At 72.3% G+C, this 20,259-nt stretch carries 19 protein-coding genes; 8 read left to right on the top strand and 11 right to left on the bottom strand.

All coding sequences use genetic code 11. The features are described from left to right. Nucleotides 1-71 precede the first annotated feature (71 nt). Complete coding sequence (locus tag OHA55_RS27335; RefSeq protein WP_266710315.1) at nucleotides 72-755, bottom strand: alpha/beta fold hydrolase; 684 nt, start codon at nucleotides 753-755, stop codon at nucleotides 72-74. On the opposite strand from OHA55_RS27335, the gene OHA55_RS27330 reads away from it, so the two are divergent. Together OHA55_RS27330 and OHA55_RS27325 are read left to right on the top strand one after the other, a co-directional pair. Further along, the gene (locus OHA55_RS27330; RefSeq protein WP_266710314.1) at nucleotides 754-1,647 is read left to right on the top strand and encodes a chitosanase; all 894 of its coding nucleotides are present in this window, start codon (nucleotides 754-756) and stop codon (nucleotides 1,645-1,647) included. The two genes, OHA55_RS27335 and OHA55_RS27330, sit on opposite strands and share 2 nt — an antisense overlap. Before the next feature lie 665 nt (nucleotides 1,648-2,312). Further along, nucleotides 2,313-3,134 carry a chitosanase gene (locus OHA55_RS27325; RefSeq protein ID WP_266711194.1) on the top strand — a complete coding sequence of 274 codons (822 nt, stop codon included), beginning with the start codon at nucleotides 2,313-2,315 and terminating at the stop codon, nucleotides 3,132-3,134. Nucleotides 3,135-3,208: 74 nt separating this feature from the next. On the opposite strand, the gene OHA55_RS27320 is transcribed toward OHA55_RS27325, so the two are convergent. From OHA55_RS27320 to OHA55_RS27295, 6 genes are all read right to left on the bottom strand, one after another. Beyond that, nucleotides 3,209-4,597, bottom strand: coding sequence for an 8-oxoguanine deaminase (locus tag OHA55_RS27320; protein ID WP_266710313.1), 1,389 nt, complete (start codon nucleotides 4,595-4,597; stop codon nucleotides 3,209-3,211). Between the two features lie 71 nt (nucleotides 4,598-4,668). After that, nucleotides 4,669-5,637, bottom strand: a complete 969-nt coding sequence (pucL, locus tag OHA55_RS27315; protein WP_266710312.1) for a factor-independent urate hydroxylase — start codon at nucleotides 5,635-5,637, stop codon at nucleotides 4,669-4,671. 276 nt (nucleotides 5,638-5,913) lie between these two features. Continuing rightward, complete coding sequence (uraH, locus tag OHA55_RS27310) at nucleotides 5,914-6,294, bottom strand: hydroxyisourate hydrolase (RefSeq protein ID WP_266711192.1); 381 nt, start codon at nucleotides 6,292-6,294, stop codon at nucleotides 5,914-5,916. A gap of 5 nt (nucleotides 6,295-6,299) precedes the next feature. Beyond that, nucleotides 6,300-6,809 carry a 2-oxo-4-hydroxy-4-carboxy-5-ureidoimidazoline decarboxylase gene (gene uraD / locus OHA55_RS27305; protein ID WP_266710311.1) on the bottom strand — a complete coding sequence of 170 codons (510 nt, stop codon included), beginning with the start codon at nucleotides 6,807-6,809 and terminating at the stop codon, nucleotides 6,300-6,302. Between the two features lie 140 nt (nucleotides 6,810-6,949). Next, complete coding sequence (locus OHA55_RS27300; RefSeq protein WP_266711190.1) at nucleotides 6,950-7,261, bottom strand: helix-turn-helix domain-containing protein; 312 nt, start codon at nucleotides 7,259-7,261, stop codon at nucleotides 6,950-6,952. A 59-nt stretch (nucleotides 7,262-7,320) separates the two neighbouring features. Then, complete coding sequence (locus tag OHA55_RS27295; RefSeq protein ID WP_266710310.1) at nucleotides 7,321-7,572, bottom strand: hypothetical protein; 252 nt, start codon at nucleotides 7,570-7,572, stop codon at nucleotides 7,321-7,323. Nucleotides 7,573-7,894: 322 nt separating this feature from the next. On the opposite strand from OHA55_RS27295, the gene OHA55_RS27290 reads away from it, so the two are divergent. The 3 genes from OHA55_RS27290 to OHA55_RS27280 all read left to right on the top strand — a co-directional run bounded on the left by OHA55_RS27290 (nucleotide 7,895) and on the right by OHA55_RS27280 (nucleotide 9,794). Then, on the top strand, nucleotides 7,895-8,761 hold the full coding sequence (locus tag OHA55_RS27290) for a hypothetical protein (RefSeq protein ID WP_266710309.1): 867 nt from the start codon (nucleotides 7,895-7,897) through the stop codon (nucleotides 8,759-8,761). Between the two features lie 157 nt (nucleotides 8,762-8,918). Further along, nucleotides 8,919-9,575: a GNAT family N-acetyltransferase gene (locus OHA55_RS27285; protein ID WP_266710308.1), complete on the top strand. Its 657-nt coding sequence runs from the start codon at nucleotides 8,919-8,921 to the stop codon at nucleotides 9,573-9,575. 9 nt (nucleotides 9,576-9,584) lie between these two features. Beyond that, a complete protein-coding gene (locus OHA55_RS27280) occupies nucleotides 9,585-9,794 on the top strand; it encodes a hypothetical protein (protein WP_266710307.1) in 210 nt (69 codons plus the stop codon). 146 nt (nucleotides 9,795-9,940) lie between these two features. On the opposite strand, the gene OHA55_RS27275 is transcribed toward OHA55_RS27280, so the two are convergent. Together OHA55_RS27275 and OHA55_RS27270 are read right to left on the bottom strand one after the other, a co-directional pair. After that, complete coding sequence (locus tag OHA55_RS27275; RefSeq protein ID WP_266710306.1) at nucleotides 9,941-11,626, bottom strand: AMP-binding protein; 1,686 nt, start codon at nucleotides 11,624-11,626, stop codon at nucleotides 9,941-9,943. Nucleotides 11,627-11,717: 91 nt separating this feature from the next. Then, complete coding sequence (locus OHA55_RS27270) at nucleotides 11,718-12,875, bottom strand: winged helix DNA-binding domain-containing protein (protein WP_266710305.1); 1,158 nt, start codon at nucleotides 12,873-12,875, stop codon at nucleotides 11,718-11,720. A 200-nt stretch (nucleotides 12,876-13,075) separates the two neighbouring features. On the opposite strand from OHA55_RS27270, the gene OHA55_RS27265 reads away from it, so the two are divergent. Beyond that, the gene (locus tag OHA55_RS27265; protein ID WP_266710304.1) at nucleotides 13,076-13,948 is read left to right on the top strand and encodes a DMT family transporter; all 873 of its coding nucleotides are present in this window, start codon (nucleotides 13,076-13,078) and stop codon (nucleotides 13,946-13,948) included. Between the two features lie 33 nt (nucleotides 13,949-13,981). Here the strand turns inward: OHA55_RS27265 and OHA55_RS27260 are convergent, their stop codons facing one another. After that, nucleotides 13,982-15,508 carry an MFS transporter gene (locus OHA55_RS27260; RefSeq protein WP_266710303.1) on the bottom strand — a complete coding sequence of 509 codons (1,527 nt, stop codon included), beginning with the start codon at nucleotides 15,506-15,508 and terminating at the stop codon, nucleotides 13,982-13,984. Between the two features lie 407 nt (nucleotides 15,509-15,915). Here OHA55_RS27260 and OHA55_RS27255 point away from each other — a divergent pair, with 407 nt between their 5' ends. Then, complete coding sequence (locus OHA55_RS27255) at nucleotides 15,916-18,402, top strand: endonuclease/exonuclease/phosphatase family protein (protein ID WP_266710302.1); 2,487 nt, start codon at nucleotides 15,916-15,918, stop codon at nucleotides 18,400-18,402. Between the two features lie 203 nt (nucleotides 18,403-18,605). After that, nucleotides 18,606-19,214: a hypothetical protein gene (locus OHA55_RS27250; protein WP_266710301.1), complete on the top strand. Its 609-nt coding sequence runs from the start codon at nucleotides 18,606-18,608 to the stop codon at nucleotides 19,212-19,214. 15 nt (nucleotides 19,215-19,229) lie between these two features. On the opposite strand, the gene OHA55_RS27245 is transcribed toward OHA55_RS27250, so the two are convergent. Next, on the bottom strand, nucleotides 19,230-20,249 hold the full coding sequence (locus OHA55_RS27245; RefSeq protein WP_266710300.1) for an alpha/beta fold hydrolase: 1,020 nt from the start codon (nucleotides 20,247-20,249) through the stop codon (nucleotides 19,230-19,232). Nucleotides 20,250-20,259: the final 10 nt, after the last annotated feature.

Raw genomic sequence — 20,259 nt, 5'->3', positions numbered from 1 at the left:
TGTGCGAGAGGGAGGCCCGGCGGGTTCGCCGGGCCTCCCTCTTCGTGCGTCTTCGTCCGGGGCGCCGCCGGTCAGCTGGTGAAGAACTCGCTGATGTGCTGGGCGACCTGGTCGGCGCGGGTCTCGTGCATCCGGTGACCGCCGGGCACGGTGACCAGACGGCAGTCGGGGATGCGCGAGGCGACCTCCGGCAGAAGCGCCTGCGGCAGGCTGCTCTCGGGCCCGCCGGCGATGATCATCGTGGGCGCGACGATCTCGCCCAGCGTCTCGGCCCACTCCGGGTCGGGCTCGGACAACTGGGCGTGCACCTCGGCCACGGCGTTCTCGTCGTAGTCGACCGGGCCCTCGGCCCGCCCCGCCGGCCCCGGGTCGCCGGGGAAGGGCGCGGGGGTCTCCACCAGGACCAGCCGCTCCACCCGGTCGGCGTGCTCCTCCGCGAGCAGCAGGGCGACGGTGCCGCCCATGCCGTGGCCCACCAGTCCGACCCGGTCGAGCTCGCACTCGTCGAGGAACCCGACCACGTCGTCCACCATCTGCTCGAACGCGTACTCGTCCGGCCAGTCACTCTCGCCGTGCCCGCGCAGATCGAGGGCGTACACCCGCCACTCGGCACCGAGCAGGGTCCCGGTGGCCTCCCAGTCGGCGGACGAACCGCCGAGGCCGTGCAAGAGGACGACCGGCGAGCCGTACTGGTCACCCCAGGCCCGGTACGCCAGCCGTACATCGCCCACATCCACAACAGACTGATCTTCCATGCCTCAGACGCTACAGCCGGTGGGCGGGGACGAGCGCCTCACCCCGGCCTGGCAGGCTTGGGGGGTGAACCGCACCGCCCGGCCCGCTGCCCGCCGCCTGCTCCCGACCGCCTTCGCCGCCCTGCTGGCCACCGTCCCGCTGACCGCCTGCTCCGGTGCGGACGAGCAGCCCGAGAAGGGACTCGACGATCCGGCGAAGAAACGGATCGCCATGGAGCTGGTCTCCAGCGCCGAGAACTCCACCCTGGACTGGCAGGACCAGTACGACTACATCGAGGACATCCACGACGGCCGCGGCTACACCGGCGGCATCATCGGATTCTGCTCCGGCACCGGCGACATGCTCGACGTGGTCGAGCGGTACACGAAGGCCCGCCCCGAAAACGCCCTCGCACGGTTCGTCCCGGCCCTGCGGGCGGTCGGCGGAACCGACTCGCACGCCGGACTCGGCACGCCGTTCACCGAGGCGTGGACGGCCGCCGCGAAGGACTCCGCGTTCCGGGCGGCGCAGGACGCGGTACTGGACGAGGGCTACTTCGACCCGGCGGTCGACCGGGCCGAGAAGGACGGCCTCAGCGCCCTGGGCCAGTTCATCTACTACGACGCTTACGTCATGCACGGAGCCGACGACACCGAGGGAACGGTCGGCTTCACGACCATCCGCCGCCAAGCCCTGGCCGCCGCCGACTCCCCCGCCGAGGGCGGGGACGAGGAGGCCTACCTCAACGCCTTCCTCGACGCCCGGGTGGCCGCCATCGCGAAGGAGCCCTCGCACACCGACACCAGCAGGATCGAAACGGCCCAGCGCCGGTTCGTGCGCGAAGGGAAGCTCCAGCTGGAGACCCCGCTGCGCTGGAAGGTGTACGGGGAGAGCTTCCGCATCGACCACTGACGCGCCCAGGACGGGCCTGTCGAACCCCGCGTCCGCGGGCGCGTGGATCATCCGGCGCCGTTCCGCGCGCGCCGGTTCGTATCCTCGGCGACCTGCGCTTCCGTGCGCGGGTGATTCACCCTCCCCACCCGTGACGAGCCGCCGGGCAACATCGTTGGGTGATACATGGGTCTGGGCCGGCCCGCGGAGCGGGCATGCCCGCGTCCGCACGCGCGGCGCGGTCTCGCGGTGCGCCTCGGAGCAGCGCGCCCACCCACGGCACCCGCGCCGCCGACCGCCCCGCTCCTGGCCGCAACCCCCCGGGACCGCCCCGCACCGCGCCAGCCGCGCGGTGCGGGGCTTTCGGGGCGGGCCCCCGCGACCGTGCTCCGGCCGGGCCGATGTGGTCCGAGCGGGTGACGCGCGGCGGGTGGGGCGGGTGGACGGGCGCCGGAACCCAAGGTCCCTGTGAAGCTCGCGGCAGAACAGACGATCAACGTGTCTCCGTTGGAGGACAGGTGCCCCACTCCCGGTTCGACGCGGTGTTACGCCGCCGCCCGCACTCCCCCGCCCCTGCATGCGAGCCCGGCCCCGCCGACGCGACCACCACCGACACCGACACCGACACCGCCGCCGCGACCGCCCGCCCCGACGGCCCCCGCCGGAGCGTCCTTCCGGCCGTCGCCGTGGCCACCGCCCTCGGACTCGCCTTCACCTCGGCCCCGTTCACGGCCCTGGCCGACTCCCCCGCCCACGGCACGCCGCGACGGGAACGGGCGGTAGGGTCTGCCGTCATGACAGGGCTGGACGATCCCGCGAAGAAGGAGATCGCCATGCAACTGGTCTCCAGCGCCGAGAACTCCTCGCTGGACTGGCGGGACCAGTACAAGTACATCGAGGACATCGGCGACGGCCGCGGCTACACCGGAGGCATCGTCGGATTCTGTTCCGGTACCGGAGACATGCTGGGGGTCGTGGAGCTCTACACCGAGCGCGCGCCCGACAACCTCCTCGCGCCGTTCCTGCCGGCGCTGCGCGAGGTCGACGGCACCGACTCGCACGAGGGCCTCGGTGCCCGGTTCACCGCCGCGTGGGAAGAGGCCGCGCTGACGGACCCGGTCTTCCGCCAGGTGCAGGACGACGAGCGCGACCGGGTGTACTTCGACCCCGCGGTGAAGCAGGCGAAGGCCGACGGACTCGGTGTGCTCGGCCAGTTCGCGTACTACGACGCGCTCGTCATGCACGGCGAGGGGGACGACAGCGCGAGCTTTGGATCGATCCGCAGCAGGGCCCTCGCCTCGGCCCGGCCACCGTCGAGCGGCGGCGACGAGACGGTGTATCTCGACGCCTATCTCGACGCGCGCGTCTGGGCGATGCGGCAGGAGGCGGCCCACTCGGACACGAGCAGGGTCGACACCGCGCAGCGGGTCTTCCTGCGGAACGGCAATCTCGGCCTGAACCCGCCGCTCGACTGGCAGGTGTACGGAGACAGTTACCACATCGACTGACGAGTCGTCGGCCCTGTGCCGGCAACCCCGTCCGGCCGGAAACCCTGCGCGGCCGGACGGGAGTTCGCCGAGTGTCAGGCCCCGAGGCCGAGTTCCGCGAGACGCCGGGCCTCCGCGCGGGTGGCGGCGGCCACAGCGTCCTCGTCCACGGTCGTCAGCCGGCCGTTCTCCACGACCGGCCGGCCCCCGACGAGGGACAGGGTGACGGGAGCGGCCGCGCCGAGGACGAGGGCCGCGACCGGGTCGGCGATGGAGGCGTGGGCGAGCGTGTCCATCCGCCAGAGAACCAGGTCGGCGAGTTTCCCGGCTTCGAGGGAGCCGGTCTGGTCGCCGCGCCCGAGCACCCGGGCCCCGCCGTGCGTACCGAGGCGCAGCGCCTGACGTGACGTCAATGCCCGGTGCCTGTGCGGACCCAGGCGGTTGACGAGGAGGGCGTTGCGCAGTTCGGTGTGGAGTTCGCCGGACTCGTTCGAGGCGGTACCGTCGACGCCGAGACCGACCGGAACGCCCGCCGCGAGCATGTCCGGCACCCGGGCGATTCCGGCGGCCAGGCGGGCGTTGGAGGACGGACAGTGCGCGACGCCCGTACCGGTACGGGCGAACGCGGCGATGTCGGCGTCGTTCATGTGGACGCAGTGGGCCATCCACACGTCGCCGCCGAGCCAGCCGGTGGACTCGAAGTAGTCGGTCGGCCCCATCCCGAACAGCTCCTTGCAGAACTGCTCCTCCTCCACGGTCTCCGAACCGTGGGTGTGCAGCCGCACCCCCTTCTCCCGCGCCAACTCCGCTCCCTGCCGCATCAGTTCGGTGGAGACGGAGAAGGGTGAACAGGGCGCGACAGCTACTTGTGTCATCGCACCGAACGACGGGTCGTGGTGGGCGTCGACGGTGGCGGCGGTGGCTTCGAGCGCGCCGTCGAGCGTCTCCACCGCGAAGTCGGGCGGCAGCCCGCCGTCCTTCTCGCCGCGGTCCATGGAACCTCGCGCGAGGGTGAACCGTACGCCCGTGTTCCGGGCGGCCTCGATGATCGCCCCGGAGAGGTCGCCGGAGCCCCGGGGGAAGACGTAGTGGTGGTCCATCGCGGTGGTGACGCCACCGCGCGCCATCATCGCCAGTGAGCCCTGCGCCGCCGCGCGGACCATGGGCTCGTCGATGCGGGCCCAGGTGGGGTAGAGCGCGACGAGCCAGTCGAAGAGGTTGTGGTCGGTGGCCAGGCCCCGGGTGATCCACTGGTAGAAGTGGTGGTGGGTGTTGACGAGCCCGGGTGTGACCAGGTGGCCGGTGCCGTCGATGCGGCGGACCACGTGCGCGAGTCCCTCGGGTGCGCGGCCCGGGCCGACGGATTCGATGCGGTCGCCCGCGACGACGACATGTCCGTCGGCGTACTCGGTGTCGTGCGCGTCGACGGTGGCGATCGCGCAATTCTCGATGACGAGGCGCTGGAGCCCTGCCGGATCGGTCATCGTGCTTCCTTCTGTGAGTGTGCCAAAGGCCCTGCGGGCGGCCGGTTCCGTACGGAGGGGCTCTCCGCCGCTCAGACGTGGGTGAGGTCTGCCGGGATCAACTGCTGGGCGCCTTCCCGCAGGACGGTGGCCTCGATCAGACCGTAGGGCCGGTCGGCGGCGAGGTAGACGGCGCCGTCCTTGGAGGCGTTGTCGAGCCCGAACGGCTCCAGGTCCACCAGGAAATGGTGCTTGTTGGGCAGCGAGAAGCGGATCTCGTCGATCTCCTCGCGGTTCTCGACGACCCGGGCGCCCATCTGATGGAGCGTCTGCTGGAGCGAGAGGGAGTACGTCTCGGAGAAGGCCCGGAGCAGATGGGCGCGGGCCTGCTGCCAGGACTCCTCCCAACGGGGCATCTCCTGTGCGTCGTCGTGCCAGTTGTAGCGCCACCGGGCGGAGACGTCGGTGGCGAGGATGCGGTCGTACGCCTCCTTGAGGGTGGTGTACCTGTCCTTGGCGTAGCCCCAGAACTCGGACGCGGTGGAGTTCAGCACGGTGAGGTCCTTCACCCCGGAGACCACCTCCCAGCGCTCGCCGTCGTAACCGATCTGCGCGGTACGGATCTCCTGGCCCTTGCGTACGAAGGAGTGTCGCGGGCGGTCCGGGCCGGTGTCGGTGGGGTCCTCGATGCGGTCCCAGGCGTACTCCTCGATCCGCACGCGGGCCCGGGTGATCGCCGACTGGGAGGAGACGAAGTGCCGGGCGAGGTGGATGCCGAACTCTTCGGCGGAGTCGATGCCGTGCTCCTTGGCGAACGCGTACACCGTGTTCTTCATGGTGTCGGTCGGCAGCACATGGGCGTTGTCGCCGGAGATGTGGACCTCGTCCAGGTCGCCCGAGAGGGAGACCGAGACGTTCAGGTCCTTGATGTGGTGGGTTGCGCCGTCCCGCACGATCTTGACGACACGGTTCTCGGCCTTGCCGTACTGGTTCTGGCCGAGGACGACGGTGCGCGGCCGGGGGGCGGTGGCCTCGGGGGACTGCCGGGCGGGAGTGGTCATGGGTGCCGGGACCTTTCTGCGGGAAGCGGGAAGCGGCGCCGTCAGGGGTGCGGGCCCGGGGGCGTGGACTCAGGGGTGCGGGGACAGGGGACAGGGGGCGCGGGGGCGGGGGCGCGGGGACGGAGGCGCGGGGACGGAGGCGGGGCGGTGGTACTTGCCGCGCACACGGGGCGCGAGGCGCGTGCGGGTACGGGGCGCGGACGGGTACGGCGGGCCGCCCCGTCGCGGAGCGGGGTTCACACGGACGGTGGGGGCGGCCCCGCGGACGGGAGGCGCTCAGCTGCCCCGGTAGACGGAGTAGCCGAACGGGCTGAGCAGCAGCGGTACGTGGTGGTGCTCGCCGGGACGCACGGTGAAGGTGATCGCGACCTCGGGAAAGAACGTTCCGCCATCGGCGGGCGGAACGGCCGGTCCGTCGGTCTCCCTGGTGAAGTACGCGTCGGTGTCGAAGTCGAGGCGCACCTGGGCGGTTCCCTCGGGCAGGGCGGGCAGGTCCGCGCAACGGCCGTCCGTGTCGGTCACCGAACCGCCGAGCGGTGTCCAGCCGGCGGTGGCGTCGGGGCGGGTGGCGAGACGGACGGGCACGGAGGCCGCGGGGCGGCCGATGCTGGTGTCCAGGACGTGCGTGGACACCGAGGCGGTGGTGTCGGTGTTCAGTACCGTCACTCCCCTTCGGTCAGCAGGCGGGTCAGCCGGATACGGTTGATCTTGCCCAGCTCGGTGCGCACGATCGCGCTCTCCCGCTCGGGCGTGTTCGCCGTGCGGGCCCGCAGGGCGTCGCGCATCTGCTCGCCGGTGGCGCCGGTGGCGCAGATCAGGAAGACGTGTCCGAAGCGCTCCTGGTAGGCCAGGTTCAGTTCGAGCATCTCGGCCCTGAGGGCGTCGGACGCGTCCGCCATGCCCCGCTGTTCCCTCGCGGACGCGGGATCGCCGGGCCGTGGCCGCCCGATCGGCGGATGACCGGCCATGGCCTCGGCGAGGTCCTCCGGGGAGAGCGCTGCGGTGGCCTCGTCGCTCGCGGTGAGCAGATCGGCCGCGGTGGCGCAGGGGTGCCGCGCGAGGAGGGCGGCACACCATGTCTCGCTGGAGCAGATCTCGTGCAGTACGTCGGCGACTTCGTCGTGCGCCAGGGCGTTGAACCGGGCCAGGCCCGGTGAGGAACTCGACGTCACGGAGCCTCCGCGCTGATCGTCGCTGTCACGTCGCTTGGCGTCGTGCGGGCTGCGAACAGCTAACGCCCCCGCCCGACGCCTCGTCAACAGTTTGTTGAAATTGGCCTGTCATGGCATCGCAGGCACCTGGTCGGCCGCTCTCAGTCGCCCTTTTCGCGGTTGAGGTAGTTGTAGACGGTGAAGCGGCTGACCCCCAGAGCGCTCGCCACCGTCTCCACCCCGTGGCGTACGGCGAACGCGCCCCGCGCCTCCAGGGCGCGGACCACGGACTGTTTCGCCCGGCGGTCCAGTCCGGCCAGCGGTCCGCCGTACGTCCGCTCCATCGCGGAGAGGATGTGGTCCAGGGACTCCGAGAGCTGGGGCAGCCGAACGGCGACGACGTCACTGCCCTCCCAGGCGAGCACCACGTCGTCCGGCCGGGCCTGGGCTGCCTCCAGGAGTTCGGCGCCCATCGCGTCCACCAGCGGCTTCACGGCGGCGACCAGGGGGTGGTCCGGGGCGGGTCCGCTACTCACCGCTCCCCCTCGGCGATGACGTTGACCTGGAACGATATCCGGGTGGCCCCGGCGTCGAGGGTGCGCCGGAGCAGTGCGTCCACGGCGGCGAGCACCACCTCGGCGCCGCCCTCCGCGGTGTTGCCGAAGGGGCCGACGTCCACCGCGTCCAGCGGCGCGGCACCGATGATCTCGCGGGCCACCACCGCGTGCGCCGGAGCCTCGTCCAGATCGAAGGGTTCGGTGGTGAATTCCACCCTCAGACGCACGGTGCCTCCCCGGGATTCCCGGCCGGCCTGCGGGCCGGCTCGGCCCCGACTGTAACGCGACCCCGGAGGCGGACCCGATTGCCCGGATCGACCGGAAACCGCGCCGATCGCCTGACCCGGGACCCTTTGCGGGGGGACGATGGGTGCGGGCTTGCGACGGGCGGGGCTGCGTCCCCGCAGTCGCGTGCGCCGCACCCCCTGCCCCGCCCCGGTACCTCGTCCGTCGTCCCTCGTCCGCCACCCGCCACCCGTCACCCGTCACCCGTCACCCGTCACCCACAGAACGCCGCGTCCTGTCCGGGCGCCGGCGGAAGGAGACACTGTGGAACCTGTGCACGTGCGCTGCCCCCGCTGCCTGAGCGACCACGCATTCGTGATCCCCGTCTACTCCTGCCCCTGCGGCGCCCCGACCGCCCTGCGTGCGGTGCGCGGGGAGCCCGCGACCGCGGTCGTCCAGCGGGTCTGGGCGGACTTCTGGGTCACCGCGCGCTGCGAGGCCTGTGGGCGCGACGACCACTGGCCTCAGCCGGAACTGGGCTGCCCCTGCGGCACGGTCCTGCGCGTCCCCGTCCGTACCGAGTCCCTCACCGGAGTCGGCACGGAGCCTGAAGTGGGGCCGCCGGCAACGGAGTCCGCCACGGATCCGGCTGCCGTGGCCACCACCGGTGCGGCACCGGACGCAGGCCCCAAGACGGGGGCGGGGGCCCGTACGGATCCGGCGACCGCCACGGATCCGGCGACCAGCACCGCGCCGGAGGCCGCCGAGTCCCCCGCGCGCATCCCGCTCCCCCGCACCGCGCCCCGTCCGCGCCCGCCCTTCCAGACCCTGCCCATCCACACCGCGCGGGACGCGGTGACGGCGGCCGGTCGGTACCTCGGCTGGCTCGGCTTCCACGGGGTCGTCCAGCCGATCGAACGCCCGGCTTCGCGCGTCGATCTGCGGGCCGACGGGGCGCTGGCACAGGTCGAGACCTCGACCTGCCCGACCGGGGTGCGCGAGATCGAGTGCCTCTGGCTGAACGCGCTGAGCGAGTCCGCGTCCGGGATCTTCTTCTCGCTCGCGGGGTACGAGGAGGCGGCCATCCGGCGCGCGGACCTGGTGTCGATGCCGCTGTTCGCCATGGATTCCACCGGCACCCCGCAGCCGGCCAACGGCGCCGCCGAGGATCTGCTGAGCTCGGGGGCGTAGGAGAGGCGCGGAGGAAGGGCGCGCGGGGAGGGGCGTGCGGGCGAGGAGTGCGGGCGGCCCGGCGGGGCGCGGCGGCGGGTGGCGGGCCGGGCCTCGTCCCTCACCGACTTCGGGAGTCCCGGTACCCCGGCGGGCCCGTGCTCGCCATACTGGCCGTATGCGCATCCGCTCCGCCAGACGCTCCGATCTCCGCCGGCTCCAGGACATCGAGCGCGCCGCAGGGGAACCGTTCAGAGCCCTCGGAATGGCAGACGTCGCCGACGACGAACCGCCGCCCCTCGAACTGCTGGAGAGTTACCGGGCCGCCGGGCGTTGCTGGGTGGCCACCCATCCCGACACCCGTCCCGACACCCGTCCCGACACCCGTCCCGACACCCGTCCCGACACCCCTGCGGACGACGGTCCCGTCGGCTATCTGATCGCGGACCCGGTGGACGGCGCCGCCCACATCGAACAGGTCTCGGTCCATCCCTCGGCGGCCCGGCTCGGCATCGGCCGGGCCCTCATCGACCACGTCGCCGCGTGGGCGGAGAGCCAGGGGCTCACCGCCCTCACCCTGACGACCTTCTCCGACGTCCCCTGGAACGCCCCGTACTACACGCGCATCGGGTTCACCGTGCTGAGCGAGGACCAACTCACCGAGGGGCTGCGGCGGATCAGGGCCGAGGAGGTGGGCAACGGCCTGGACCGGCGTCCCCGGGTCTGCATGCGCCGCGAGCCCGCCCGGATCGTGCTGCCGCGGCCCGTGGCGCTGAGCAGTGTCCGGACACCGGCCCGGACATCCCGGACCGACGTTGTCAGTGGCGAGCGCTAGCCTTCGGGAATGGCTCTGACTTCTCGTCATTCCTCCGCCCGCACTCCTCGGTCCACCGGTTCCACGGGCCCGTCCGCCGTCGAGACCAACGAGGCCATCCGTGCCCTCGTGGACTCCCGCGCCGGACGGGACTGGTCCTGTGACGCGTATGAAGTCCTGCTCATCGAATGGGCCGCGGCGACCCGGGGACCCGGGACGGAAATAGTCGAGGCCGCCTGAGCCCCTCGGCGGACACCGCCTCAAGGCTGTCCCACCGTTCCTGGCGGGACAGCCTTCACTCCGCGTACCCCTCCCGCAGTTCGGTCTTGCGGACCTTGCCGCTCACCGTCATGGGGTGCCGGTGCCGTGCGCGTACGACGGTTCGCTCACCGCAGGTCCCCTTCGGAGTACTCCGTACCGGCCGCGCGGGCGGTCCGTTCGCGCAGCTCGACGCGGCGGATCTTGCCGGAGATGGTCTTGGGCAGCTCCGCGAACTCCAGCCTGCGCAGCCGCTTGTACGGGGCGAGGACGGCCCTGGAGTGCTCGAAGAGCACCTTCGCGGTGTCCGGCCCGGGCTCCCAGCCCTCGGCGAGTACGACGTACGCCTTCGGTACCGAGAGGCGGACCGGGTCCGGGGCGGGCACGACCGCCGCCTCGGCGACCGCCTCGTGTTCCAGCAGGGCGCTCTCCAGCTCGAAGGGCGAGATCTTGTAGTCGGAGGACTTGAAGACGTCGTCGGACCGCCCGATGTAGGTGATGTACCCGTCCTCGTCGCGCGAACCGATGTCACCGGTGCGGTAGTAGCCGCCCGCCATCGCCTCGGCCGTACGCTCCGGGTCGCCGTGGTAGCCGGCCATCAGCCCGACCGGGGCGTCGGCGAGATCGAGGGCGATCTCCCCCTCCGTGACGCCGGGTTCACCGGTGACCGGGTCGAGCAGCTCGACCCTGTAGCCGGGGGTCGGGCGGCCCATGGACCCGACTTTCACCTGCTGGCCGGGCGAGTTGGCGACCTGGACGGCGGTCTCGGTCTGGCCGAAGCCGTCCCGGACGGTGACGCCCCAGGCCCGCCGTACGGTCTCGATGACCTCGGGGTTGAGCGGCTCACCGGCCGCGACGACCTCGCGCGGGGGGTTGGCGAGCCGGGTGAGGTCGGCCTGGATGAGCATCCGCCAGACGGTCGGCGGGGCGCAGAAGCTGGTGATGCCCGACCGGTCCATCTCGGCCATCAGCCGGCTCGCGTCGAAGCGCTGGTAGTTGAAGATGAAGACGGTCGCCTCGGCGTTCCAGGGCGCGAAGAGGTTGGACCAGGCGTGCTTGGCCCAGCCGGGCGAGGAGATGTTGAGGTGGACGTCCCCGGGCCGCAGCCCGATCCAGTACATCGTCGCCAAGTGGCCCACGGGGTAGGACACATGGGTGTGCTCCACCAGTTTGGGGCTGGCGGTCGTGCCGGAGGTGAAGTACAGCATCAGCGGTTCGTCGGGGGCCGTCTCCCGGTCCGGGACGTACGCCTCGGAGTGTTCGTCGGCACCGGCGTAGGAGAGCCAGCCTTCCGGGACCCCGCCGGCGTCGGCCACCGCCATGCGCGTGTAGGAGCCGGGCACGTCGTCGAACTTGGCGGCGTCCTCGGCGCGCACGATCACGTGGGCGACCCGGCCCCGCTCGACCCGGTCGCGCAGGTCGAGCGGTCCGAGCAGCGGGGTGGCGGGGATGACCACGGCGCGCAGCTTCATCGCGGCGAGCGCGGTCTCCCACAGTTCGGCCTGGTTGCCGAGCATGACGAGGATGCGGTCGCCCTCGCGTACGCCCTGGGCGGCGAGCCAGTTGGCCGCCTGGTTGGAGCGGGCCGACATCCGGGCGAAGGACACCTCGGTGCGGCGGCCGTCCTCCTCCACGATGTGCAGGGCGGTCCGGTCGTTGTCCTCGGCGATCACGTCGAACCAGTCGAGCGCCCAGTTGAAACGGTCGGGCCTCGGCCACCGGAAGCCCGCCGAGGCCGTCGCCCAGTCCTCGCGGTGCTGGAGCAGGAAGTCCCGGGCGGCCCGGAACGTTTCGCTCGCGCTGCTTACCGACATGTGTCCTCCTCATTGCGGACCGGACCGGTCGTTCCCGCCCGATTCAACCAGCCCCTCCTGCTCCAGGACCCCGTGCGGTACCCGGAGGGGTTCACCCCCCGAAGTCCACGAAGCCGGCGAAGCGGACCTCGTGCGCACTCGCGTCCGTCATCACGGTCATGAGGTGTACGGCCTCCTCACGGACGGCCTCCCGGTCCGCGCGGCCGAGCCGGCCCAGTGGTTGCACGGTGGCGGTCACGGTGCCGCCCGTGCGGTCGAGGCGCCAGATCGCGGCGAGGAACCCGTCGACGAGCACGGTTCCGTACGCCTGGTTCCCCTTGCCGTTACGGCCGGCGAACTCGGCCGGGATCACCCGGGTGCGGTCCGCGTGGCCGAGGAGGACGTTGTCGAACTCGGGCAGGAAGCGCGGCGGGGCGGGGAGGTCCGGATCGGGGCGCGGGGCGTCGGGAAGGTCGAAGAGTTCGACGCCGTTCTCGTCGCGGAAGGTGGTGAGTCGCGGCCGCAGCCGGTCGAAGACCTCGCGCATCCGGGTGAGTCCGGCCCAGCTCTGCAGGTCCTTGACGGAGGCGGGACCAAAGGCGGCGAGGTACCGCAGCACCAGTGTGTCCGGGGCCGGGACGTCCTGGGCCGACCGGCCGAGCCAGTGCTCCAGGGTGGTGAGCGTGACCTGCCCGCTCTGCTCCCAGAGGCCCCGGGGCGTGGTCTGCGCCAGCGGGAGCGCGCAACGGGCCGCCACGGTGAGGGCGAGCGGGTCGGCGTCGGGCCATGCGTCGAGGAGCGCGGTGCGCAGCTCCTTCACCGTGCGGGGCCGCTCCTCGACGAGTGCCCTGCTGATGTCTTTGAGCCGGTCGATGTCCACCCCGGTGAGCCCCCGCCGGAAGAGTTTCAGCTCGCGGTCCCGGGCCGGCTGGACGAGCGGGCGGATGGCGAGGGCGTCCTCGGCGGTGTGGGTGTGGATGGTGGAGCGCAGGGTGACGATCCGGACGACCTCGCGCGACTCCATCAGCGCGGAGAGACCGGCGGGGTCGAAGTCCGCGAGCCGCGAGAAGAGCTGGAAGTAGGGCGGCCTGGTGTTCTGCGCCTGGAGTCCGACGAGGTGGGCGACGGCGTCCTTCGGGGACATCGCCGACCGGTCGAGCAGGAGTTGCCGGTGGAGCGTGGCCCGGTTGAGCGCCCGGGCGGAGAGGACGGTCGGGCGCACCGTCCCGCGGGCGGGGCGGGAGCCGGAGGGGTTCGTCTGGGCGGCCATGTCCGGCACGGTACGCGGCCTTGCGGACAGCCGCGGTCCGCAAGGGGGCTTTCCGGAGCGTTGAGGTTTCTGACGGGGTCACGGCACGGACCGGGCCGCTTCCCGGCGGCCGTTCGCTCCACGCCTCCGTCCGCCGGAACGACACACTCGGGCGGCCCGTGTGACCGGGGCGGGAGCACCGTCACCCGCATGATGGACCGGTGATCAGCGTCCTGTTCGCCATCCTGACCGCGTTCAGCAACGGCGCCGCCTCGGTCCTCCAGCGCCGGGCGGCCGTCGACGTACCGGGCTCCGCGTCGATGCGGCTCTCCCTCTTCGGCCATCTGCTGCGCCAGAAGGTGTGGCTCGGCGGGATCGCGCTGGTGATCGTCGCGGCCGTCTGCCAGGCCGTGGCGCTCGCGACCGGGCCGATCGCGGTGGTGCAGCCGATCTTCGTGATCGAGCTTCCCTCGACCCTGCTGCTGGCCGGGTTCGTCATGCGCGTCCGGGTGCCCCGTCAGGTCTGGTACGGCGTGGCGGCCGTGACGACCGGCCTGGTCCTGGGCATGGTCTCGGCCGCCCCGGCCGGCGGCCACGACACCGTACGCGGCACCGACTGGATCGTGGCGCTGCTTCTCACCGGGCTGTTCGAGGCGGCCCTGATCGTGGCGGCCCTGGCGTCCAAGCACAATACCCGGGCCGCGCTGCTCGGGCTCGCCGCCGCCTGCGGTTACGCGCTGACGGCGGCTCTGATGAAGGACGCCATGGCCCGGCTGGAGGGCTCCGGCGGGGTGACGCAGCTGTTCGCGTCCTGGCAGCTCTACGCCACCGCGGCGGCCGGGGTCGGGGCGCTGTACCTGCTCCAGAACGCCCTCCAGGCGGGCACGCTGGTGGCGGTGCAGCCGATGCTGACGCTCGGCGACGCGTTGATCAGCATCCTGTACGGGGTGACGCTCTTCGGGGAGACGCTGCGCACGGGCTGGTGGCTGGCGCCGGAGCTGGTGGCGGTGGCCCTGATCGCGGCGGGCTGCCTGGAGCTCTCCCGGTCGCCCCTCGCCTCCGGGAACCCTCCGCCCGCACCCCGGGTGAGGTAGAGCCGCTCCCCCACGTCGCGGGTCATGCCCGGGTCACGCCCCGCCGGCCCGCCCGGCCGTCTTCCGTGTACGCCTGCCGTGGCGGCGCCCGGCCACCACGTCGGCGATCGCGGCGACGAGTCCGGCGCAGACGAAGGCGACCGAGACGATGAGGCCGTGGTCGTACGCCGTGGCCCAACCGTCACCGGTGACCTGGGCGAAGAAGACGGACCCGACCGCGGCGATGCCGATCGCGGAGCCGACGCGCTGCCCGGTCTGCAGGGTGCCGCCGGCGCTGCCCGCGTGGGCCACCGGTACGTCCGAGAGGGTGAGCGTCTGGTTGGGGGCGATGACCAGACCGCTGCCGATCCCGCCGAACAGCAGCGGGGCCGCCATCGCCCAGCCCGCGTTGTGCCCCGGCACCTGGTGCACGGCGAGAGCCGTCCCCGCGAGGCCGACCGCGACCATGGCCAGCCCCACGACGACCAGGGGGCGCCCGAACCGCCCCACCAGCCGTCCGCCGATCATGGCCGAGAGCCCCGATCCGACCGCGAACGGGGAGATGGACAGGCCCGCTTGGAGGGCGCTGTAGCCGAGGCCGGACTGCAGGTAGAGCGTGGTGATGAAGAAGATCGAGGTGAACCCCGCGAAGTACAGCAGGATCAGCAGGCAGCCCAGCCAGTACGAGCGCAGCCGGAAGAGCGACAGGTCCAGTACGGGTTGCGTGCCGCCGCCGGTGCAACGCGCCTCCCAGGCGACGAACGCGGCGAGCAGCGCGGCGGCGGCGAGGAGCAGCAGCCATTTGCCGTTGCCGTGCCACTGCTGGGCCTGGACGAACGGCAGCAGCAGGCAGAGCACGCCCGCGCCGAGCAGCAGCACACCGAACGGGTCCAGGTCACGGGCGCGTACATGACCGGCCGACGGAGTGTCCGGCAGGAGCCGGCGGGCCAGCAGGAGGCAGACGACGCCGAGCGGAAGGTTGACGTAGAACACCCAGCGCCAGCCCTCCTCCGCACCGGCCAGTTGGATCAGCAGCCCGCCGAGCAGCGGTCCCACGGCGGTGGAGATGCCGACGACCGTCCCGAACATCCCGAAGGCACGGCCGCGCTCGCGCCCGGAGAACATCTGCTGGATCAGGGCGGAGATCTGGGGCGAGAGCAGACCGCCCGCGAGTCCCTGGACCAGTCGGGCGACCACCAGCCAGAGGCTGGACTGTGCGGCTCCGCAGGCGGCGGAGGAGAGCGTGAACAGGGTGAGTCCCACCATGAACACCTCCCGCCGCCCCCGCGCGTCGCCGAGCCGTCCGGCCGGGATCAGGAAGAGCCCGAAGGCGAGGGCGTAGCCGGAGAGCACCCATTGGAGGTCGGATTCGGGGGTGTGCAGCCCTTCCTTGATGGACGGCAGCGCCACATTGACGATCGACACGTCCAGCAGGGTCATGAACCCGGCCACCAGGCAGACCGCGAGGGCCCGCCACCGGTGGGGGTCGGGCTCGCCCTGCCCGGAGCCGCCGGAACCGGAGGGGGAGCCGGGAGGTGTACCGGGCCCCTGCGGACCGGGACGCGCCGCGCTCGGAGTCATGCTTCGGACCCTAGGCGGGCTGTCCGGATTCCTCATCCCGGCCCGCTCGGACATCTCCTCGGACATCCCTTCGGGCGCCCCGTCGGGCAGGTCCGGTGGCGTTCCTCCGGGCATCGCGTCGGGTGTCCCTCCGGTCGGCCGTCCTCGGCAGGGTTCGCCGGGACGAGGTTCTGCTGCCCGCCTGCCGGTTGCGTACACCCGCCGGGCTCCGGCCGCGACCGGGCCGCGCGGCCGGCCCCCGCACCGCGCGAACGCACCGCCGAGGAACGCCTCGTCGACCACACTTCGGCGCGCCCGGCGACCGCAACTCACCCACACGATGCGGGGAATTAACCTCTGATGCCTTGTCATGCCTTTTCTACGCGCATAGCTTTCTGCTCTCACTACACATTTTGGGGGCAGTACCCGTGCAGATATCCAGAGCCCGTTCGGCCGCGCTGGCCGGTGTCGTCGCCGTCGCGCTGTCGGTGACGGCCCTGCCCGCAGCCTTCGCCGCCCCGTCCGCGAGCGCCGTGATCTCGGAGGTCTACGGCGGCGGGGGCAACTCGGGCGCCACGCTCACCCGTGACTTCATCGAGCTGGGCAACGCGGGCGGTGCGGCGTTCGACCTCTCGGGCTACAGCGTCCAGTACCTGCCCGGTACCCCGTCCGCCGGCTCGCTCTGGCAGGTGTCCCCCCTCACCGGCGCCGTCGCCCCGGGTGGCCGCTACCTCGTGGCCGAGTCCGCCGGCACGGGCGGCACGGTCGCCCTGCCCACCCCCGACGCCACCGGCACCGTCGCGATGGCCGCGGGCAGCGGCACGGTCGCCCTGGTCTCCGGTACCACCCCCCTCACCTGCAAGACCGCTGCCGACTGCGCCATCGACACCCGGATCGTCGACCTCGTCGGGTACGGCTCCGCCGTCGTCCGCGAGACCGCCCCGGCCCCCGCCCCGTCCGCCACCGCTTCCGTGGCGCGTGCCGCCTCGCTGGCCGACACCGACGACAACTCCGCCGACCTCGCCGCGGGCGCCCCGACCCCGGTCAATTCGGCCGGCCAGACCCCCGGCGGCGGCTCCACCGACCCCGGAGAGCCGAGCGAGCCCACCGAGCCGGGCACCGTGCGGGTGCACGACATCCAGGGCACCACCCGCCTCTCGCCGCTCGACGGCCAGACCGTCACGGCGGTACCGGGCGTCGTCACCGGCATCCGTACGACCGGCTCGCGCGGCTACTGGCTCCAGGACACCGCCCCGGACGCGGACACCCGCACCAGCGAGGCGGTCTTCGTCTACACCGGCTCGGCCGCCCCCGGCGTCGTCGCCGGTGACTCGGTCCTGGTCAGCGGCAAGGTCGACGAGTACTACCCGGGCACCGGTGCCCAGTCCGTCACCGAGGTCACCGCCCCGAAGACCACGGTGCTGTCGCACGGCAACGCCCTCCCCGCCCCGGTCGTGCTCGACGCGTCCTCGGTACCGGCCGCGTACACGCCCACCGCGGGCGGCGGCTCGATCGAGGCGCTCCCCCTCCAGCCCGACACCTACGCCCTCGACCTGTACGAGTCCCTCGAAGGCGTCCGCGTACAGATCGCCGACACCCGGGTCGTCGGCGCGACGAACACCTACGGCGAGATGTGGGTGACGGTCAAGCCCGACGAGAACCCGAGCGCGCGCGGCGGCACGATCTACTCCTCGTACACCGACCAGAACACCGGGCGCATCGAGGTGATGTCCCTGGACACCGCCAAGCCGCTCCCCGCCGCGAACGTGGGCGACGTGCTCTCCGGTACGACCACGGGCGTCCTGGACTACGTCTCCTTCGGCGGCTACGCCCTCCAGGCCACCGAGGTCGGCACCCGGACGGACAACGGCCTGAAGCGCGAGGTCACCCGCAAGCAGAAGAAGAAGGAACTCGCGGTCGCCACGTACAACGTGGAGAACCTCGACGCCCTCGACGACCAGGCGAAGTTCGACACCCTCGCCTCGGGCATCGCCGTCAACCTCTCCTCGCCGGACGTCGTCTCCCTGGAGGAGATCCAGGACGACAACGGCGCGACCAGCGACGGCACGGTCGGCTCCGAGGCGACCCTGAAGCGCTTCACCGACGCGATCGTCGCGGCCGGAGGTCCGGCCTACTCCTGGCGCTACATCGCCCCCGAGGACGGCAAGGACGGCGGTGAGCCGGGCGGCAACATCCGCAACGTCTTCCTCTTCAACCCGAAGCGGGTCTCCTTCGTCGACCGCCCGGGTGGGGACGCGACGACCGCCGTCACGGCGGTGGACACCCGCAAGGGCGTCCAGCTCTCCGCCTCGCCCGGCCGGATCAATCCGACGAGCGCCGCGTGGGAGGACAGCCGCAAGCCGCTGGTGGGCGAGTTCCGCTTCGACGGCGAGACCGTCTTCGTCATCGGCAACCACTTCGCCTCCAAGGGCGGCGACCTGCCCCTGCACGGCAAGAACCAGGAACCGGAGCGCAGTTCGGAGGTCAAGCGCATCCAGCAGGGCGCCGAGGTCAACGCCTTCGTCAAGTCGCTGCTGGCGGCGGACAAGTCGGCCAAGGTCATCACGCTCGGCGACCTCAACGACTTCGCGTTCTCCCCGGCCGTGGCCGCGCTGACCGACGGCAAGGTCCTCAAGCCGCTGATCACCACGCTGCCCGAGAACGAGCAGTACAGCTACGTGTACGAGGGCAACTCCCAGACGCTGGACCACATCCTGACGAGCCCCGGCGTCCGCCGCCTCGACTACGACGTGGTGCACATCAACGCGGAGTTCGCCGACCAGGCGAGCGACCACGACCCGCAGATCGTCCGCGTGACCATCGGCGGCGGCTCGGCCAAGGACGACAAGAAGCACGACGGCAAGGACAACGGCAAGGGCCACGACAAGGACAAGGGACACGGCAAGGGCCACTGACCCGCACCGGTGACCATGGGGGCCGTCCGCTCGCGGGCGGCCCTCCGCCGTGCCCGGACCACAACACAGCGGACCGAAATCCCCCGGGTGGAACCAAACTGCTCCCCCGGAGCACCTCACCATGTGGTGGGCGGCGATCGGCCACTCGCCCTGCGGACAGCCAACAGGCCTTCCGCGCACGGGGATTGACCATGGGGGGGACCATGATCGGCACAGCGGGAAGACGCGGGCGCTCAGCGATCGGCGGACGGCGGTACGCCCGGGGCGGGCCGGCGGTACTCGGCGTCGCCCTGCTGCTGGCCGCCCTCGCGGGCTGCGACGGCTCGAAGAGCGAGCCGCCCGCGCACGCGGCACCGTCCACGGTCTCCACACCCTCCGCCACAGCGACGGCGCCCGCCTCCCCTGCCGGGACGGCCGCACCGTCGCCGTCACCGACTCAGCTCGACCCGGACGCATGCGCCGGCGCGACGGGCCACGCGGCCCTGCGCCTGTTCGGCCACCGCATCGGCCAGGACATCATCTACATCTCCGCCGAGGAAGGCGCCTGGGACTGCTCCGACTCCTCGACGCCGATGTGGAAGGCGAGCGGCCGCAAGCACGACATCCGGATCGCCGAGACGGCCCGGATCGCCGTGGCGCGGCCCTTCAACTCCTCGGCCACGGCACAGCCGGTCGAGCTGGCCCGCTTCCTGGAGCAGCTCGACACACTGGCGAAGAGTTCGGCCGATCCGCTGGTGTTCGGCTACTCCGTCGATCCGGCGAGCGGCTCGCTGGTCGAGTTGTCCCAGGAACCTGTCCAGCCGACGGAGTGACCGTCCGGCCGCACCTCAGGCGACGGCCCCGGGGCCCGGCGCGGCGTACGCCTGCCGGGTCTCGGGGCCGGACCTCCGGTCGGCCGGGAGCGGCCGGTCCGTGAAGAAGCGGGCCGCCAACTCGGCCACGTCGTCGGCGCGTTCGAGAACCACCCAGTGATCGGCGTCGGCGAGCGTGAGGAACCGGCTGCCCTCGACGGTCGCGGCGAACTCGCGCTGCCGCTCCGGGGAGGTGACCGTGTCGTGCTCACCGGCGAAGACCAGTGCGGGCACCCCGGTGAGCCCGCCGGAGAAGTCGGGGCGGTCGCCCAGGGCGCGTACCAGTGAATCGGCGGCGTGCGGCGAGGTGCGCAGCGCGGTCAGGAAGGACCGCCGCACATAGCGCTGGGCCAACGCGCCCCGGTGGACGTACCGTTCGGGGTCCATGCACATCAGCGCCTCGGCCGCGAGGGTGGCGAGGCCCTCCGGGTCGCCGGCGGTCATCCGCTCCACCGCCCGCTGCCAGTGGTCGCGTTGGGCCGGCGAGATGTGCGCGGGCACCCCGCCGAGAGCGATCCGGGCGACCCGGCCGGGATGGTGACGGGCCCAGTCGAAGGCGATCGCGGTGCCGTACGAGAAGCCGAAGAGGTTGATCCGGGGAGCGCCGAGGTCTTCGACGATTCGGGTGACGGCCTCTCGCAGCAGCAGGGCACTCGGTCCGGGCGGCAGCGCTCCGGCGCTTCCCATCCCGGGGAGGTCGGCGGTCACCACGTCGGCGAGCGGGCCGAGGTGGTCGTCCATCTGGGGCCAGCCGTACATGCCCTGGAGCGCGCCGCCGAGCACCACGACGGGCTCGGTGACGGGTCCGCCCGGGAGCGGTGCGGCGGCACCGGCGTCGGCCTCCCCGGCCGGTACCCGCGCCGCGTCCGGACCGGCCCCCGGTCCCGGTACCCGTACGGCCTCCGGCGCCGGATTGCCGGGACCGCCGTGCCTCAGCACGCGGTAGGCGAAGGGCACGCCCTGCACCGACAGCGAGCGGGTGATCTCCTCGCCCATGTTCTTGGGT

The sequence above is a fragment of the Streptomyces sp. NBC_00102 genome, assembly GCF_026343115.1.
Taxonomy (GTDB): Bacteria; Actinomycetota; Actinomycetes; order Streptomycetales; family Streptomycetaceae; genus Streptomyces.
The sequence above is the reverse complement of the archived record's forward strand: the minus strand, read 5'-3'. Positions and strand labels throughout refer to the sequence as shown.

What these genes read in the sequence shown, in the direction of transcription:
- OHA55_RS27330 (WP_266710314.1), top strand. Translation starts at nt 754, where the DNA reads ATGCCTCAGACGCTACAGCCGGTGGGCGGGGACGAGCGCCTCACCCCG.
- OHA55_RS27335 (WP_266710315.1), bottom strand. Translation starts at nt 755, where the DNA reads ATGGAAGATCAGTCTGTTGTGGATGTGGGCGATGTACGGCTGGCGTAC.
- OHA55_RS27320 (WP_266710313.1), bottom strand. Translation starts at nt 4,597, where the DNA reads ATGACCGATCCGGCAGGGCTCCAGCGCCTCGTCATCGAGAATTGCGCG.
- pucL (WP_266710312.1), bottom strand. Translation starts at nt 5,637, where the DNA reads ATGACCACTCCCGCCCGGCAGTCCCCCGAGGCCACCGCCCCCCGGCCG.
- OHA55_RS27300 (WP_266711190.1), bottom strand. Translation starts at nt 7,261, where the DNA reads ATGGGCGCCGAACTCCTGGAGGCAGCCCAGGCCCGGCCGGACGACGTG.
- OHA55_RS27285 (WP_266710308.1), top strand. Translation starts at nt 8,919, where the DNA reads ATGCGCATCCGCTCCGCCAGACGCTCCGATCTCCGCCGGCTCCAGGAC.
- OHA55_RS27280 (WP_266710307.1), top strand. Translation starts at nt 9,585, where the DNA reads ATGGCTCTGACTTCTCGTCATTCCTCCGCCCGCACTCCTCGGTCCACC.
- OHA55_RS27275 (WP_266710306.1), bottom strand. Translation starts at nt 11,626, where the DNA reads ATGTCGGTAAGCAGCGCGAGCGAAACGTTCCGGGCCGCCCGGGACTTC.
- OHA55_RS27270 (WP_266710305.1), bottom strand. Translation starts at nt 12,875, where the DNA reads ATGGCCGCCCAGACGAACCCCTCCGGCTCCCGCCCCGCCCGCGGGACG.
- OHA55_RS27260 (WP_266710303.1), bottom strand. Translation starts at nt 15,508, where the DNA reads ATGACTCCGAGCGCGGCGCGTCCCGGTCCGCAGGGGCCCGGTACACCT.
- OHA55_RS27250 (WP_266710301.1), top strand. Translation starts at nt 18,606, where the DNA reads ATGATCGGCACAGCGGGAAGACGCGGGCGCTCAGCGATCGGCGGACGG.
- OHA55_RS27245 (WP_266710300.1), bottom strand. Translation starts at nt 20,249, where the DNA reads ATGGGCGAGGAGATCACCCGCTCGCTGTCGGTGCAGGGCGTGCCCTTC.